This is a genomic window from Streptomyces sp. NBC_00984, assembly GCF_045162475.1.
GTDB lineage: Bacteria > Actinomycetota > Actinomycetes > Streptomycetales > Streptomycetaceae > Streptomyces.
On record NZ_CP108734.1, the window covers coordinates 8,020,384 to 8,035,973 of the forward strand.

Consider the following 15,590-nt stretch of genomic DNA (forward strand, 5'->3'; position numbering starts at 1 on the left):
ATCAAGGCTAAGGCGATCGCGCTGCTGAACCCGCATCAGAAGGACATCCAGGAATATCTCCGCACCGCCCTGTCGTCGACGGCGCCCACGGACAAGACCGACCCGCTGCTGTTGTTCAGCCGCTTCCAACCGGAGCAGTCCCGGCTGGTCGGTGACGTGGTCAAGACGCGCGGTCGGCTCACATACCAGGAGGGGAAACAGGGGGCGGTCGAGGTGACGGCAGACGTCACCTTCGTATACCCGGTCACCCCGACGGGCGACGGCGGGCGGGACGCCGAGGTCCTCCGTACGATCGTGCGGCGCCAGGTGGTGATGAGCTGGGACGACCCGGCCAAAGTCATCACCGAACCGGGCACGATGTCCCTCGTCTCGTACGCACTCGACATGACCAACGGCGGCTGCTCCGCCCCGACCGGCTACTTCGTGCCACCCTTCGGCACGGCCGACGAACAGCCCGCCGGCGAGGCCCACCACGTCGATCCGTACGACCGCAGCAAGCCGATCGACACGAGCAACGGCAGGGCGGCCACGGGCAACAGCTGCGCGACCGCCACCCGCTCCTAGACGAATGAATCCGATGTGTTCAGTGATCGAACGCAACCAGCGACCGCGTGATCAAGGCGCCGGCCCTGTGGTTACGCCAGATCGCGGCGGCCAAGGCGAGGATTGCGCTGGGCGACCCGGACAGCGACGCCCTCGAAGGTCCGCCCGCCGTGTTGTTCCAGGTCCAGCTGGCCCTTGAGCGTGTCCTTCGCGGACTCGGTCAGTGGGCTTGAGGAGGGACTCTCCCTTGCGCCTCTTCTTCCGCTCGAAGGAGGGCCGCAGCAGGTTGATCCCTCGCATCGCGAGGTCCATCTCGAACTCCTTGGAGGCGAAACCCGGTCGGGGTACAGACCAGATACAGGCGCAGGCCCCAGAAGAACCTCGAGTGCGAGGCGCAGTACCCGTATCCGGCCCAGCCGGCCATTTCCGACCGCTTCACCGTAGGTCGCGAAAGCCCACACCCCCACAGGTGTCGAGTCTGCGATCCAGTGGTTGTCGAACCAGAAGTCCGTGTCCACCGCGAGCATCCGTATCGCCTTCTTGACCAGCGGCAGCGCGGCCTTGAGACGTTTGTTGTACCCGGACTGCTGCGGCAGGTACGGGAACATCACGGCGAGATTCTTGCGCGCGTACCGCAGCCACCGTGCTTCGGAGCGGAAGCCGAGCAGTGCCTGTGCCACGGCGAGCGTGACCAGTTCGGCATCGCTCAACTGCGGCGGGCGGCCCATCCATCGCTCTGCCTCCAGCTCGTCATCGACTTTCACATACAGTGCCGTCAGCAGGGTGTCCGGTTCATTCGTCACAGAACGATCTCGGACACCCTCTTCGCGCGCCCCGAGGCACCGTCAGGCGGCGCCGCTACTCAGGCCCTCCGCTTTTCCGGACCCCCGTGCGGCCAAACCGAAGACGAGACCACCGACCAGGAACCAGGGATTCCATAACAGCAGCGTCCACAGCCGCTGTTCCGGGCTTACGTCCATGCCCTGGCCCGCAGTGTCGGTCAGCAGCAGCACCTCGACGGAGATGCCGCGCACCAGCAGCACAGCGCAGGCACACCAGCCCAGGGCCCTGACCATCCGTCCTGCCCGGCCACGAGGCCGCGGCCAGGCGAGAAGCCATCCCAGCACCCCGCCGACAAGGCATAGCAACCCTACGCCCCACAAGCCCACAGCCACGAACCACCCGGGGCGTTCCTCGGCCAGGGGCCCCGCCGAGACACTGAGGCCCCAGCTGCCGCCCAGCGCCCAGAAAAAATGAAGTGCGGCGAAAGCGACCGCCCAGGCGCACGCGATACGCCCCCACAACCCCGGCGTTGTCCTGCCCTGCGGATCCTCATACATGGCAAGGAGCATGCACTGCTGTGACGCGCCGCCGCCAGCATTGCTGAGAAACCATCACACCCACCATCCAGTCAGCCACCACATGGGACCGAACACATCGGACTCATGCGTCTAGTGATCCGGTTCGGAGACGGCTGAGCAGTAGCGGCAGATCCGGTCGAGGATCCGGTCGGCGGTCTTGGTCCTTGAAGGGCCGGGCCCGGTCGTTCCAGACCTTGACCCAGTTCTCCAGTGCGGCCTTGAGCTCGTCCAGGGAGCAGAACACTCCGCGTTCGAGACAGCGCCGTTCCAGCTCGGCGAACCACCGTTCGACCTGATTGATCCACGGCGAGTAGGTGGGGGGTGAAATGCAGCTGAAACCGGGAATGACCGAAGCCGCGCGAAATCGGGGCGATGGTGAGCCGACCGACCCCGGCCAGGCGTCGCAGGAACTCCCCAGCACTCGTCGAGATACAGCCGTCTCCGATGACAGCATCGAAACCGTCACCCCACCATAGGAGGTGCGGGTTGCGGCTGGTCGAGCGGTGGCGGTGGTGGCGAACGTAGGCGGGATTGATGTAGTGCCACTGATGGGGCTTGAGCTTGACTTCCGGGCGGTCCTCGACAGTGTCGACGACAGTGAGGTCGTCGGTCGGGACGTATGTTCCGCCGTCGAAGCGGACGTGGCAGTTCGGGCAGAGGCACAGCAAGTTCTCGGTGAGGTCGGGTCCGCCGTCCTCTCGGGCCCGGATATGAGCCGCTTCGCTGTAGCGGTGGTGGGGTGAGGGCAGGACCAGGGTGGTGGCGCATATCTGGCAGGAGTCCTGGTACCAATGCTTGAGCTTGCGGGCGGAATTGACGTCGCTTGGCCTTCTGCTGTTGATACGTGGCGGAGCGGATCCCCGCGTCGGATGGTCCCCTCGACTGGTTCGCCGGTGCGCTTCCCGGCGAACCAGTGGTACTCGCCACCCGTGATCGACCAGTGCCGGTTCCGCCGGACGGAGCCTGCGAGCCCCGGGCTATAGAGCCCGTACCGGAAAGAAATAGCCGTCGCCGCCACAGTGACACCATTGGCAACGAGCGGAGGCGTTGAGACGTGAGCGCGGACCCGAACTGGCGGCCGATGGTGATCGGCCCCGGGGACGTCGGAGCAGCGGCGACCGCAGAGGGACTGGTCGGCCGTCAGCGGCGAATGGACGGACTCGAGGAGCTGCTCGTCCGCGAGAGGGCGCTGGTGTTCCGGGGCATCGGCGTCAACTCGGCCCGGACCGGCACGATGAGGTGCCGGACCAGCTGTTGCCTCGCCGGCTTGTCCACGTGCACGGCAACTCGTCCCGAATCGAGGTCGGCAAGAAGGTCCGTGCCCCGACCGAATACACCGTCTCGATGTAGAACGAGATGAGTTACGCCCAGCACAGCGTCCACTGGCTGGAGGCGCTGGACGCGGAGCTCAGCGAGGCCTTCGCAGGCGGCGTCCGATACAGCCAGAACCTCCACGACAGTTGCGGACTCGGCAAGAGCCGGCACCAGTCCTTCGTGAGGGACGACCGCGACGAGGCCGAGGAGTTCCTGTCCGCCACCGGAGCGGCCTGGGAGCTGGAGGCGGACGGCGGCCCGCACGTCGCCCAGGACCGTCCCGCTACCACGCGGCCCCCGCGGCCGGCGCGGAGGACTGGTTCAACCAGGTGGACCGATGGCACCAGGCCGGCCCTGGCGACGAGGCCGCCAGGCCCCTCGCCGAGGTCGCCGTCGCCATGACCGGCCTCCACGACCTGACCGCGCACTGAAGACCGGAAACCACGATGTCCCACGAGACGCCGAAAGTACTCCCCTGGCTGCGCGTGTTCCGGCCGCAGCCGGTGGCCGAAAGGCAGACGCCCCCGACCGTCCGGCTGATCTGCTTCCCGCACGCCGTTCTCCGGAACTTGTGGGCGCTGCTCGGGCCGCGCGTACGGGTGACGGCCATGCGGTACCCAGGCCGTCAGGACCGCCATGACGATCCGCTCATTCCGGACATGGCCACGATGGTGGCGGAGATTCCCGAGGTGGTGGTGCCCCCTGCCGCACCGGCCCACCGCGTTCGTGGGCCACAGCGTGGGCGCCACCGGCCTTCGAGGTGGCCGGACACCTACGGCCGCGTCACCCCTCACCACTGCGGGGACTCTTCGTCGCCGACGACTACCGTCGCGTTCCTGGTGCGCCGCTCACCCGCCCCATCAGGGCGTTCTCGGACGACGCCACAACAGGTTCGGAGCCGCGGACGCAAAGACATGAGCGCGGCACGCCCTCGGTGGCTTTGAGCACCACGCCTTCATCGGCAACCACTTCCACACCGAAGGGGGCCGTACGAACTAGCCGCCGTGCTGTTGGCCGCGCTGGGGCGGCTCCATCCCGCTCGGCCGGCGAAGGACAGCCATGCATGAGAACTTCCCGGCCTTCGAGCGCCTCCCCCTCACAGCGGCGCAGAAGGCCGTACGGGCGGCACAGCAATTGGCCGAGGACGCCGCCCACCACTCGTCACTGGCCCAAGCGGTCTTCCCGGACCTCTCCACCTGAAAGGTTTTCCCATGAGTGAATCGTCGCCGTTGTCGGATCCGAGCATCGTGCCCAACCCGTACCCGGTCTATGCCGCCCTCGCGGAACACGAGCCGGTCCACTGGTGCGAGGGCCTGAACGCCTGGGCCGTCACAAGGTACGACGACTGCGCCGGCGCGCTGAAGGACCCCCGCTTCAAGGCCGAGCGCATGGAGGGGGTGCTGGACGCGAAGTTCGACGGCCGCTCACTGCCGACGGACAACATCTACCACCAGTTCACCAAGAACGTCATGATGTACACCGACGCTCCACGCCACACCGCGCTGCGGCGGTCCACCCACGCGGCTTTCACCCGCGAGGCCCATGCGCACTACAGCCAGGTGATCAAGCGCGTGGCGTACGACCTGGTCGCCTCCGTCCCGGATGACACCAAGAAGATCGACGCCGTTTCCGCGCTGGCCGCCAAGCTCCCGGTGAACGCCGCCGTCCACGCCTTCGGAGTCCCCCAGGTGGACCTGGACTTCGTGATACCGCGGGTCGACACGCTCATGACCTACTGGTCCGGCCCGCAGGACCAGCCGCTGGAGCTCGACTTGCTGCTCGAGCACCTCACGGATCTGCACACCTACGCCCTGGAACTCATCCAAGGAAAGCGCGGGACGGTCCTTCCCGACACGGTCATCGCGCGTCTGGCCGCCGCCCAGGCCGAAAACGTCGACTCCACGCCCGAGCAGACGATCCATCAGCTCGTTCTGCTGCTCATCGCGCTGTTCGCACCCACCACCCCGGGCTCCACCAGTAGCGGCATGCTGGCGTTCGCGACGAATCCGGACCAGATCGAGCGCTATCTGACGGACCCCGCCTGTGCGGACAACGCGGTCAATGAGCTGGTCCGCTTCAACGCTTCGAACCAGTTCACATGGCGCCGGGCAGGAACGACACTCGACCTGAACGGGGTGAAGATCGAGGAAGGGCAGAACGTCGCCCTCTTCCTGGGAGCCGCGAACCGCGACCCCCGTGTGTTCGAACGGCCGGACGAGTTCGACCTTGGGCGGCCCAACAGCGGAAAGCACCTTACGTTCGGGGTGGGACCGCACTCCTGCCTCGGCCGGCAGATCGCCGCCCTGGAACTCAAGTGGTTCTTCGCCGCGCTGTTCGAGCGCTTCCCGAAGATCAGCCTGGCGGGCGAACCCACCTGGAACCCGAACCTGGAATTCCGCTCCCTCAAGTCCCTGCCGCTGAGCCTCGGCTGACCGGACGGCGGTACCGCGAAACCACCGGGTCTCAGCGGCCGTCGTTCGGTGGCGCAGCCGACACCTGGCGGGCTCCGCCCCGACCGTGGGCGTCCACACACGAAGCGGGCATGTTCCTCACGGCCGTTCGGCGGCCCGCGGTGGACGCCCACGCCGTCCTCCGCATCACAGCACTCCGTGCGCTCCGCCCAAGGGGCGGCGGACGAACTCCCACAGGCCACCGTGAGGAGCACCATGCAATCCGAGACCCTGCTGCTGCGCGGCCGCGCTCACCAGGCAGCCCTCGCCCCGGACAGCCGCACGCCGCAGCCGCCCACCGACAATGCCTCGCCAGTCGGCGGCACCGCCGATCTGGAGGAAGCCGAGGACTTCCTCGCCCAGTTCCACACGGAGAACCCCGGGCAGCCCGTCGCCCTCGCCCAGCGACTGCGCCAGGTGCGCGCGGAGACCGAGGAACTGGGCACCTACACGCACACCCCGGAGGAACTCGTCTTCGGTGCCCGGGTGGCCTGGCGGAACGCCTCCCGCTGCATCGGCCGCCTGTACTGGAACAGTCTGAACGTGCGCGACCTGCGCGGTGTGACTTCACCCGGCGAGGTCCACCGGGAGCTGTGCGAGCACCTGCGCCTGGCGACCAACGGCGGACGCGTGCGACCCGTCATCTCCATCTTCGCCCCCGACACCCCGGACCGTCGCGGCCCAAGAGTGTGGAACGACCAACTTGTGCGCTACGCCGGGCATCGCCGGCCGGACGGCGGTGTCACCGGCGATCCGGCGTACGTCGACTTCACCGACGTCGTACGGGAGATGGGCTGGCAGCTTCCTGGCGGTCCCTTCGACGTGCTCCCCCTGGTCGTGGAGACCTCCGACGACAAGGCGCAGCTGTTCGACATACCCCGGGACCTCGTCCTGGAAGTGCCCCTGAGCCACCCCGACCACCCGTGGTTCGCGCAGCTGGGCCTGCGGTGGCACGCTGTCCCCGCAATCTCCAACATGCGTCTGCGGATCGGCGGTGTCGACTACCCTCTTGCCCCGTTCAACGGCTGGTACATGGGCACCGAGATCGCGGCCCGCAACCTGGTCGACGAGGACCGCTACGACCTTCTGCCCGTCGTCGCCGGCCACCTAGGCCTGGACACCGGCAGCGAGAGCAGCCTGTGGCGCGACCGGGCCCTGGTCGAGATCAACGTGGCGGTCCTGCACTCCTTCGAAGCCGCGGGCGTGAAAATCACCGACCACCACACCGAGTCCCGCCGCTTCCTCGCCCACCTGGCGAAGGAGGAGAGTCAGGGCCGTATCGTGCCGGCCGACTGGAGCTGGATCGTCCCGCCGGTGTCCGGTGGCATCACGCCCGTCTTCCACCGCTACTACGACGAGGCCGATCTCCAGCCGGGCTTCCACCTGGACGACCACGCCCGCGCCCTCGGTCGCGGGCAGTGCCCCATGACGCCGGACCTCACATAGTCACCGTCCCGGAGGACTTCCTCCTTCGGGCGGACGCCTGCGGCCCCTGCGTGTCCATTCCGTCCGAGTGCGGATGGACCCGTCCAGGGGCCGCGGAACAGACGGATCTCGCTGACAAGTTTGATCAGACCCGTGCCCTGTCCTGATCCTGCTCACTTGTCCCAGGGTCGCCGTTCCAGTCCAGAGCGGTCTTCGACAGACGTATCATCACGTAACAGGCGGGCAGTTCCACGCCCAAGGCCATGGCCCACGCTATGTACCAGTCGGTGGGACTGTCCACGGTCATCACATCGAACCAGGCGTCCAGCAGCAGCAGCGCCGCGGCCGCGGCGGCGACCGGCGAGACTGCGCGGCTCCTCCGCATCGCCAGCACGCCGGTGGCGGTCAGTGTGGCGACCTCGAACAGATCGAGGCCGATCCAGGACACCGACCAGTTCTGCGCCTGCACTTCGCCGTCCGTGACGGAGCCCAGGTACACGGTCCACGCCAACAGGAGAACGGCCACCACGAGAAGGGCGCGGCCCAGCCGGGCGGGCGTCCGAGTGATCAGGTTCATCAGCATTCGAGAACCGTAACCGGTCCTTCGAGCGGGGGAGTAGCGGTGATATCGAGCCGATAGCCGTCGTTCCAGTAGTTGCCCGCTGGTGATTCGAGTGAGTGGCTATTCTCACTGCGGATCGTGTTGCCGCACCAACCGACCTCCGGCAGCGGCTAATTTCGGCCAACGGTGTCTGTTCTCCCTTTGCCTGATCACTCCATTCTTTGCGGTCCGCAGCGCAAAACTTTACGAGCCACTGGTGAACCTCCGCCGTGGCCCTCGTTCTACTACGTGCCGAGCCTCAGGCCGCGTCCTGGCCGTAAGGGCTCGCGAGGAATTAACTTGTCTGCTCTGGGACTTGACGTCCCAGGTCAGCGCGATGCTCGCGCGCAGGTTGTTTATCTGTGATCCCTAAGTCATTAAGCACCTGTTTCGGTCACGGTCAAGTCCGGGTCCAGCCAGACCGTGCCGACTATTCCGACACGATTTTCGGTTGACATGCCACGGCTTCAACGAAAAGACTGCCTCGAGCCCAATGTGCGAGCCTTCGTCAGGTGGATACGCGCTGATCAGGCATTACTCCAGACACCTTCTGCCTACCACTGGCCCTCAGGGCCATGTTTTCAGTCAAGTTCGGGGGCCCGAGCCTCGGCCAGGGGGGATCGCCACCGCGGGACAGCTTTGGACGAATGAGAACTACAGGGGGAACTCATGTCACGATCGCAGGCAGCCATTTCCATAACGAGATCTCCATCGGCCGGCGAGGGGGTGGGCGCCTCCTCTCGCGGCCCGCTGGGTGATCGGTGATGGCGATGGGGGGTGCCGACGCGCAGGGTCCCACCGCGGGTGAGGGCGTACGGATCCGTCTTCTCGGCCCGATCCGGGCCTTCGTCGGCGGCAGGGAGGACACCCTCGGCGGGGTCAAGCAGCGGACGATGCTGGCTGCGCTTCTGCTGGCCGGCGGAAGGCCGCTGTCGGACACCCAGATCAGCCGCTTGCTGTGGGACTGGGACCCGCCGAGCACTGCGGGGGCGCAGATCCACACCTACGCTTCCAGACTGCGCAAGCGCCTCGGTGTGACCGTCCCGATCACCCGCCTGCGCTCGGGCTATCGGATCGATATGAGCCAAGTCTGGTGTGACCAAGTGGAGTTCGAAGAGCTGGCCCGGACCGGCCAGGCCGCGCTGGACGACGAACAGTGGGTCCAGGCGGCCGAACTGTTCCGTCGGGCGCTGGACCTGTGGGACGGCGAGGCCCTGGCCGACGGCACCAAGCGGCTGGCCGAGACCGAGGGGCTGGCCTGGGGTGAGCGGCGGCTAGCCGTCCACGAGTCCAGGATCGAGGTCGACCTGGCGCTCGGCAGGCACCGCGCGCTGATCGCGGAGCTCACCGGTCTGATGGCGGCATTCCCGCTACGGGAACGATTCCGTGCTCAGCTGATGATCGCGCTCGCCCGGTCGGCCCGCCAGGCCGAGGCGGTGCGCCTGTTCAACGAGGGGCGGCGGTTGCTCGTGGACGAGTTGGGCGTCGACCCCAGCCCGGTCCTCACCGACACCTATCAGGAAATTCTCACCGGGGATGTCGTCCGGGTGCCTACCCAGGCGAGGCCGGTGACGTCCGTGCTGCTCGACGCGGCCGGGCGGCTGGCCTGACGGCTGATCAGGTGTCATCGGCCGACCTGGGGGGGCCTGCTCAGGCACCCCAGGTCAGCCGGGTGGGCGCGCGGGGAGCGAGCGAACAACCGGGAGCGGACAAGAGCAGACCTCGCCGAGGGCGAGGCTTGGCCAAGATCGGCTCAAACCAGGTCCGGAGTTCGTGTATCGAGGGACTATAGAGCGACCTCCTAAGAAGTAAGCAGGATTCGCGTTTCGCGGCGCCCACATCGGGAGCGCCCGTACGCCAGCCCACCCGAGAGCTCCGAGAGGTTCAAGTCCTTGCTCAACAGAATCACAGATCGTAACCGCGGCGACCGGGGTCGCGACGCGCGCACCGGGACGTTGGCGGCGGGTGACGGCTCTGGCGTACTGGCGCGGCTCGAGGGCGTGCACAAGACGTACGGTCGCGGCGACAACCAGGTGCGGGCGCTCGACGGGGTGGACATCGACTTCGCGGCGGGTACCTTCACCGCCATCATGGGCCCTTCGGGCTCGGGCAAGTCGACGCTGCTGCAGTGCGCGGCGGGCCTGGACCGGGTCGACGCGGGCAAGATCCTGCTGGACGGCGCGCCGTTGCACCAGCTCTCCGAGCGGGCGCTGACCGAGCTGCGCCGCGAGCACATGGGCTTCATCTTCCAGTCCTTCAACCTGATCCCGGCACTGACGGCCCGAAAGAACGTCGAGCTGCCTCTCCGGTTAGCCGGGCGCGCCATCGATCCGGCGGCGATCGACAAGGGGCTGGCCGAGGTCGGTCTCGCCGAGCGCGGCGAGCACCGGCCGGCCGAACTGTCGGGTGGTCAGCAGCAGCGCGTCGCGATTGCGCGGGCGCTGGTGACCAGGCCCAAGGTGATCTTCGCCGACGAGCCGACCGGTGCGCTGGACTCGCGAACCGCGCGAGAGGTCCTGGCGCTGCTGCGCGGCGTGGTCGAGCAGCACGGGCAGACGGTGATCATGGTCACGCACGACCCGGTGGCCGCCTCATATTCCCAGCAGGTGGTCTTCCTCGCCGACGGCAGGGTGACCGGTGAGCTGTTCGAGCCGACGGCCGAGTCCGTAGCCCTGCGGATGGCCGCGTTGGAGCCCGGCGAGAGCGAGACGAAGCCGTGCTGAGCATTGCCGCAGCCACCCTCCGGCATCGTCTGATGGGCTTCGTGGGTGCCTTCCTCGCCCTCGCCCTCGGCACGACGATGATCGGCATGATGACGTTGACCCTGGCGGCCACCTTCGGTACGCCGCATCCGGGGCCGCAGCGGTTCAAGGAAGCCTCGACCGTCATCGCGCCGCAGGGCTTCGAAGGGCGCCCGATGAAGGCCCCCGCGGTACTGCCCGCCGACGTCGTGACCAAGGTGACCGCGGCAGGGAAGGTCACGGCCGACCGCAGCTTCCCGGTACGGCTGAGCACCGGTTCCGGGGAGACGACCGGGCACCCCTGGAGCTCGGCCGCCTTCGCGGGCTACCACCTCGTGGCAGGGCGCGCGCCGGAGGCCGCGGACGAGATCGTCGTCACAGGCGGTGCCAAGTCGCTGATCGGGCGTCGAACCGAGGCCGTCACCGCCGGGGGCGCCGGCCCCTACCGGGTGGTAGGGGCCACCGACGCGCTCTGGTTCGAGAACGCGGTCTTCTTCAGCGGCGCCGAGGCGGAGCGCCTGTCGCCCGGCGTCAACGCACTGGTCACCGACCAGAAGGCGAGCCGGCTGTCCACCCTCGTGGGCGACCGGGCCGTGGTCCTCAGCGACGACGACCTGACCCGGATCGACCCCGACTCCACCGGCGGCGCCCAGGCGCTGGCCAACGCCCAGGCGATGGCAGGCAGTACGACCGGACTCGCGGTGTTCGTCGCGGTGTTCGTCGTCATCGCGACCTTCGCCTTCGCCACCGAGCAGCGCCGCCGCGAACTGGCGCTGCTGCGGCTGGTGGGTGCCGCGCCACGGCAGGTGCGGCGGATGGTGCTCGGTGAGGCGCTGCTGATCGGCCTGGCGGCGGCGGCCGCCGGCTGCGTCCTCGCCCCGCTGTGCACCATGCCGCTGCGCTCCTGGATGCTCGACCACGACGTCGCCCCGTCCTGGTTCACCATCCCCTTCAACCCGCTGCCACTGTTGATCTCCTTCGGCATCGGCGTGGTCGCGGCGCTGGCCGGCTCGGCCGCCACCCTCGTCCGGGTCTCGCTGATCCGGCCGATCGAGGTGCTGCGCGAAAGCGCGGTGGAGCGTCGGGGGATGACGCCGATCCGCTGGCTGCTCGGGATCGGAATGCTGATCGGCGCAGTCGTCGCCGGGATCGTGATCTCCCGGACCGAGCCGTATCTGGCGGCCAGTGCCCGCAAGTACGAGGCGGTGCCGGTCCTCTACGTCGGCGCGGTCACCCTGCTGGCGCCGATCCTGCTGCGACCGGTCACCTGGCTGCTGACCGGCCCGATGCGCGGCTCGGCCAAGGCCGGACCGCTGCTGGTGCGCGAAAACATCCTCACCTCCCGGCGGCGTACGGCCGCCATGGTGGCGCCGATCGTGGTGGCCGTCGGCCTGGTCGGTGCCCTGCTGACGATGCAGAAGTCCGGTGACGCCGCGGTCCTCGCCCGCCAGCAGCAGGAAGTCCAGGCGGCGGACGTCGTCGTGCCCGGCGGTTCAGGGATCGACGCCCGCACGCTGGAGCGGCTGACGGCCGTGCCCGGGGTCCGGGTCACCCCGGTCACCTCGATGAACATCCGGATCGGCACCGCCCAGGGCGAGCAGATCGACTCGCTGCGCACCAACGCGGTGCCCGCGGCGGCGCTGGGCACCGCCATCACCCCGCCCGTGGTCTCCGGCTCGCTCGCCTCGCCGCCGGAGAACTTCCTGGTCATCGACGAGCACGCGGCCCAGTCCGACAGCCTGTCGGCCGGGGACCACGTGGTCACGCTGCTGCCGACCGGCGAAAAGGTCCGAACCGTCATCGCGGCGGTGGTCGCGCGCGGTCTGAACGGCGACGACACCTATGTGTCCGCGTCACTGACCGGCGCGGTGATGCCGAGCCAGGTCTACCTCGACTCGACGGCGGGCGTGGGCCGGCCGCTCGGCGAGCAGCAGACGGCCGCGGTGAACCAGGCGCTGGCCGGCTCCGGCGCGCACGTCCTGACCTACGGCGCCTACCTGGAGACCCAGCGCGCGCACGCTGCCGAGCAGACGAACAACGCCGCGGTGGTCATCCTGGGGATCGCGCTGGCCTACGCGCTGATCGCGGTCGCCAACACCCTGATCATGGCGATGGCCGGGCGGCGGCGGGAGTTCGCCCTGCTCGGGCTGGCCGGCACGGTGCGCAGTCAGATCGTGAAGGTCGCCGCCGCCGAGGCCGCCGTGGCGGTGGTCGTCGGCACGGTGCTCGCCGCCGCGGCGACCGGACTCGCCGCGGCGACCCAGCACGTCTCGCTGAGCAAACTCGTGGCCGACGCGCCGACTGTGATCCCGTGGGCGCAGGTCCTGGGGACCGTCACGCTCTGTGTCCTCGTCACCGTCGTCACCGCGTCGGGGGCGACCGGACGGGCGACCCGCCGGCGGGCGATCGAAGCCGTGGGCATCCGCGAATAGAACACGGCCGGGACCACGCGCGAGCCGCGGACGGCCACCAGAGAGGAGGATGAGGTGAGAACTTCCATGGGGCTCAGCGCAGGGATTCTGAACACGATCGGCGACACCGCGCTGGTCCAGCTGGTGCGCGTCGCCGACGGCTTCCCGGGGCAGCTCTTCGCCAAGCTGGAAGGCTTCAACCCGACCGGCAGCACGGAAGACCGTTCCGCCGTCGCCGCGGTGGACGAACTGCTGCGGCGCGGCGAGCTGGTCGAGGGCGCGACCCTGGTGGCCGAGACCGGCTCCGCCGACTTCGCGGCGAGCCTGACCCAGGTCTGCCGCAGTCGGCGGGTCGAGCTCGTCTGTGTCGTCGGCCCAGCCGTCGAGGCCGCCGTCGGCGGGCTGCTGCGGGCCTACGGCGCCCGGGTCGAGGTGCCGGACGGCGCCGCTGCGGACGAACCGGCGCGGGCGGCGTTCGCCCGCGATCTCGCGGGGCGAATCGGCGGGCACTGGCCCGGCTCGCACAGCGCGCTGCGCCGCGCCGAGTCCGACCGGCGTGCCGCGCGCGAGATCCTGGAGCACGTCGACGGCCCGCTCGACCTGGTGATCTGCGACGCGGACAGCCCGGCGGTGCTACGCGGCTGCGCCGATCAGATCCGATTGCTGGGCCTGGCCACGGAGCTGGTCGCGGTCCACCTGGTCGGCGACGCCGATGCACCGATGCCGGCGGATCCGGGCGTCGAAGGGGTGCGCCATCGGCTTCGGATCGACCGGACGACGGCCGCCCGCGCCTGCCGACGGCTGGTCGAGCGGGAGGCGATCCTCGCCGGGCCGCGCTCCGGGGCGGCGCTGGCAGCCTTCGAGCAGCTCGCCGACGAGCTGGCGCCCGACGCGAAGGTCGTCCTGCTCTTCCCGGACAAGGGCCACCGCCATCTGGACTCGATCTACTCCTGAGCATCCGGTCGCCGACACCTCGGCGCCCCCGCCGACCGTGACCCGGGTGGCGCCGACTGCGACCCGGTACGGCGGCCCGCTCCGCGACGCCCTGGACGGGCTGCCACCTCCCGCACATCCGGACCCCGTTCTCCCAGGGTTCCCGACCGAAGGAACGTCATGCTGGTCCTGCGAAGCTCCGAGGTTCGCGAGATCCTCGGCACCCACCGCGACCTGGTCGTCGAGGCCGTCGGTGACACCTACCGGAGGCACGCCGCAGGCCTGACCACGGTGCCGCACTCGATCTTCCTCCGCTTCCCGGACATGCCCAGGGACCGCATCATCGGCCTGCCGGCCTATGTGCGCGGCGACGAGGAGCCCTCGTCGATCGGGATGAAGTGGATCGCCTCCTTCCCGGACAACGTCGCACGCGGCATCGACCGGGCCAGTGCCGTCATCGTGCTCAACGACCCCAAGACCGGGCGGCCGACAGCGCTGATCGAGGGTTCCGAGATCTCGGCGCATCGCACCGCGGCCAGCGCGGCGATCGGCGCCCGGGTGCTCTCCGTGGAGGCCGAGCCCGAGGAACTCGCCCTGATCGGCTGCGGCCCGATCAACCGTCAGGTGCTGTATTACCTGCGCGACGCCTTCCCGAGCCTGAGTCGGCTGCGGCTGTTCGATCTCGACCGTGAGCGGGCGCAGCGCTTCGGCGAGGAGGCCGAGCGCGAGTACGGCCTGGCGATGACCGTCGGCGACTCCGCGGCCGAGACGATCGCCGGGCAGCGCCTGATCGCCCTCGCCACCACCGCGCCCGCGCCCCATCTCGACCTCGGGCCGGCAGCCGAGGACGCGACCGTCCTGCACGTCTCGCTGCGCGACCTGCATGTCGAGGAGATCCTCGGCGCGCAGAACGTGGTGGACGACGCCGACCACGTCTCCCGCGAGCAGACTTCGGTGCACCTGGCCGAGCAAGCCGGCGGCTCGCGCGACTTCATCGACGCCGAGATCGGCGCGATCCTGCGCGACCCGGCCTCGTTCCGACGAGACCCGGCCCGCCGGGCGATCTACTCGCCCTTCGGTCTCGGGAGCCTCGACATCGCGGTCGCCGACCGCATCCGCGGCATCGCGCAGGCCGCCGCCCTGGGCGTCGCCATCGACGGCTTCCTGCCGGGCGAGTAGCCCCCCGCACGCCGGTCCTGCACGCCGGTCCCGCAGCCACACCGGCCGCGGGGCCGGCGGCTGCGTTCGCGGGGCGCTCCGGGCCCTCGACGGGCCCGCCAACGGAACCGGACCGTCCCCATCAGGTCAGCTCAGCGCCGTGACGGGCAGCCAGAGACCAGGCGAAGTATAGAAGTCGAGCCGAGGATCTCCTTTGGCGGGAAAGGCGCGTGCCGCGGTGTGACGTACAGCGCCCCACATTCGCGTGCCCGGCCCCGCTCTCACCGTTCGTCCGTCAGCTGCCATGCCGCGCAGCCGACCGTTCGTCAGGAGTCCCGATGGAAGAGCAGACCGACCTCCGCCGCTACCGCGTCGTCCTCAACGACGAGGAGCAGTACTCGATCTGGTGGGCCGACCGTGACCTGCCCGCCGGCTGGCGGGCCGAGGGAACCGAGGGCTCCAAGGAGGAGTGCCTGGCCCACATAGACGAGGTCTGGACGGACATGCGTCCGGCCAGCCTGCGCCGCCGCATGGAGACCGCGGCCGGTTAGGCCTCTCCGGTGGATCAGGCCGCGCCCGTTCCGCACGACGCGCCCTGCCCCTTATTCGCCCACCCCGCGCCGCCGTGCAGCCCCCGATCAGGAGTGTCCACG

12 protein-coding genes and 2 pseudogenes are annotated in these 15,590 nt (G+C 69.1%); 10 read left to right on the forward strand and 4 right to left on the reverse strand.

Translation table 11 applies throughout. From position 1 onward, the window contains the following. Positions 1-9: 9 nt before the first annotated feature. Positions 10-564: pseudogene (locus OG520_RS35775) on the forward strand (hypothetical protein); the annotation flags it as partial. Positions 565-583: 19 nt separating this feature from the next. On the opposite strand, the pseudogene OG520_RS35780 reads toward OG520_RS35775, so the two are convergent. The 3 genes and pseudogenes from OG520_RS35780 to OG520_RS35790 form a co-directional block, all read right to left on the reverse strand. Then, positions 584-1,346, reverse strand: a pseudogene (locus OG520_RS35780) (IS982 family transposase). Positions 1,347-1,388: 42 nt separating this feature from the next. Further along, positions 1,389-1,895, reverse strand: a complete 507-nt coding sequence (locus OG520_RS35785; protein ID WP_406015865.1) for a DUF3995 domain-containing protein — start codon at positions 1,893-1,895, stop codon at positions 1,389-1,391. Positions 1,896-1,954: 59 nt separating this feature from the next. Next, complete coding sequence (locus OG520_RS35790; RefSeq protein ID WP_406016643.1) at positions 1,955-2,845, reverse strand: HNH endonuclease; 891 nt, start codon at positions 2,843-2,845, stop codon at positions 1,955-1,957. Between the two features lie 1,432 nt (positions 2,846-4,277). Here OG520_RS35790 and OG520_RS35795 point away from each other — a divergent pair. The 3 genes from OG520_RS35795 to OG520_RS35805 all read left to right on the forward strand — a co-directional run bounded on the left by OG520_RS35795 (position 4,278) and on the right by OG520_RS35805 (position 7,114). Then, positions 4,278-4,418 carry a hypothetical protein gene (locus OG520_RS35795; RefSeq protein WP_406015866.1) on the forward strand — a complete coding sequence of 47 codons (141 nt, stop codon included), beginning with the start codon at positions 4,278-4,280 and terminating at the stop codon, positions 4,416-4,418. Positions 4,419-4,429: 11 nt separating this feature from the next. Continuing rightward, the gene (gene txtE, locus OG520_RS35800; protein ID WP_406015867.1) at positions 4,430-5,650 is read left to right on the forward strand and encodes a 4-nitrotryptophan synthase; all 1,221 of its coding nucleotides are present in this window, start codon (positions 4,430-4,432) and stop codon (positions 5,648-5,650) included. A gap of 234 nt (positions 5,651-5,884) precedes the next feature. Continuing rightward, positions 5,885-7,114, forward strand: a complete 1,230-nt coding sequence (locus tag OG520_RS35805) for a nitric oxide synthase oxygenase (protein ID WP_399334063.1) — start codon at positions 5,885-5,887, stop codon at positions 7,112-7,114. A 124-nt stretch (positions 7,115-7,238) separates the two neighbouring features. Here OG520_RS35805 and OG520_RS35810 read toward each other — a convergent pair whose 3' ends face one another. Beyond that, complete coding sequence (locus OG520_RS35810) at positions 7,239-7,676, reverse strand: hypothetical protein (protein ID WP_406015868.1); 438 nt, start codon at positions 7,674-7,676, stop codon at positions 7,239-7,241. A gap of 782 nt (positions 7,677-8,458) precedes the next feature. Between OG520_RS35810 and OG520_RS35815 the strand changes: the two genes are divergently transcribed. From OG520_RS35815 to OG520_RS35840, 6 genes are all read left to right on the forward strand, one after another. Further along, a complete protein-coding gene (locus tag OG520_RS35815; protein WP_406015869.1) occupies positions 8,459-9,304 on the forward strand; it encodes a BTAD domain-containing putative transcriptional regulator in 846 nt (281 codons plus the stop codon). Between the two features lie 390 nt (positions 9,305-9,694). Next, the gene (locus tag OG520_RS35820) at positions 9,695-10,417 is read left to right on the forward strand and encodes an ABC transporter ATP-binding protein (protein ID WP_399334069.1); all 723 of its coding nucleotides are present in this window, start codon (positions 9,695-9,697) and stop codon (positions 10,415-10,417) included. A 32-nt stretch (positions 10,418-10,449) separates the two neighbouring features. Next, a complete protein-coding gene (locus OG520_RS35825) occupies positions 10,450-12,867 on the forward strand; it encodes an FtsX-like permease family protein (RefSeq protein WP_406015870.1) in 2,418 nt (805 codons plus the stop codon). 66 nt (positions 12,868-12,933) lie between these two features. Next, complete coding sequence (locus tag OG520_RS35830; RefSeq protein WP_406015871.1) at positions 12,934-13,800, forward strand: pyridoxal-phosphate dependent enzyme; 867 nt, start codon at positions 12,934-12,936, stop codon at positions 13,798-13,800. 159 nt (positions 13,801-13,959) lie between these two features. Beyond that, on the forward strand, positions 13,960-14,958 hold the full coding sequence (sbnB, locus tag OG520_RS35835; RefSeq protein ID WP_399334075.1) for a 2,3-diaminopropionate biosynthesis protein SbnB: 999 nt from the start codon (positions 13,960-13,962) through the stop codon (positions 14,956-14,958). Positions 14,959-15,275: 317 nt separating this feature from the next. After that, positions 15,276-15,488, forward strand: a complete 213-nt coding sequence (locus OG520_RS35840; RefSeq protein WP_406015872.1) for an MbtH family protein — start codon at positions 15,276-15,278, stop codon at positions 15,486-15,488. Positions 15,489-15,590 lie beyond the last annotated feature (102 nt).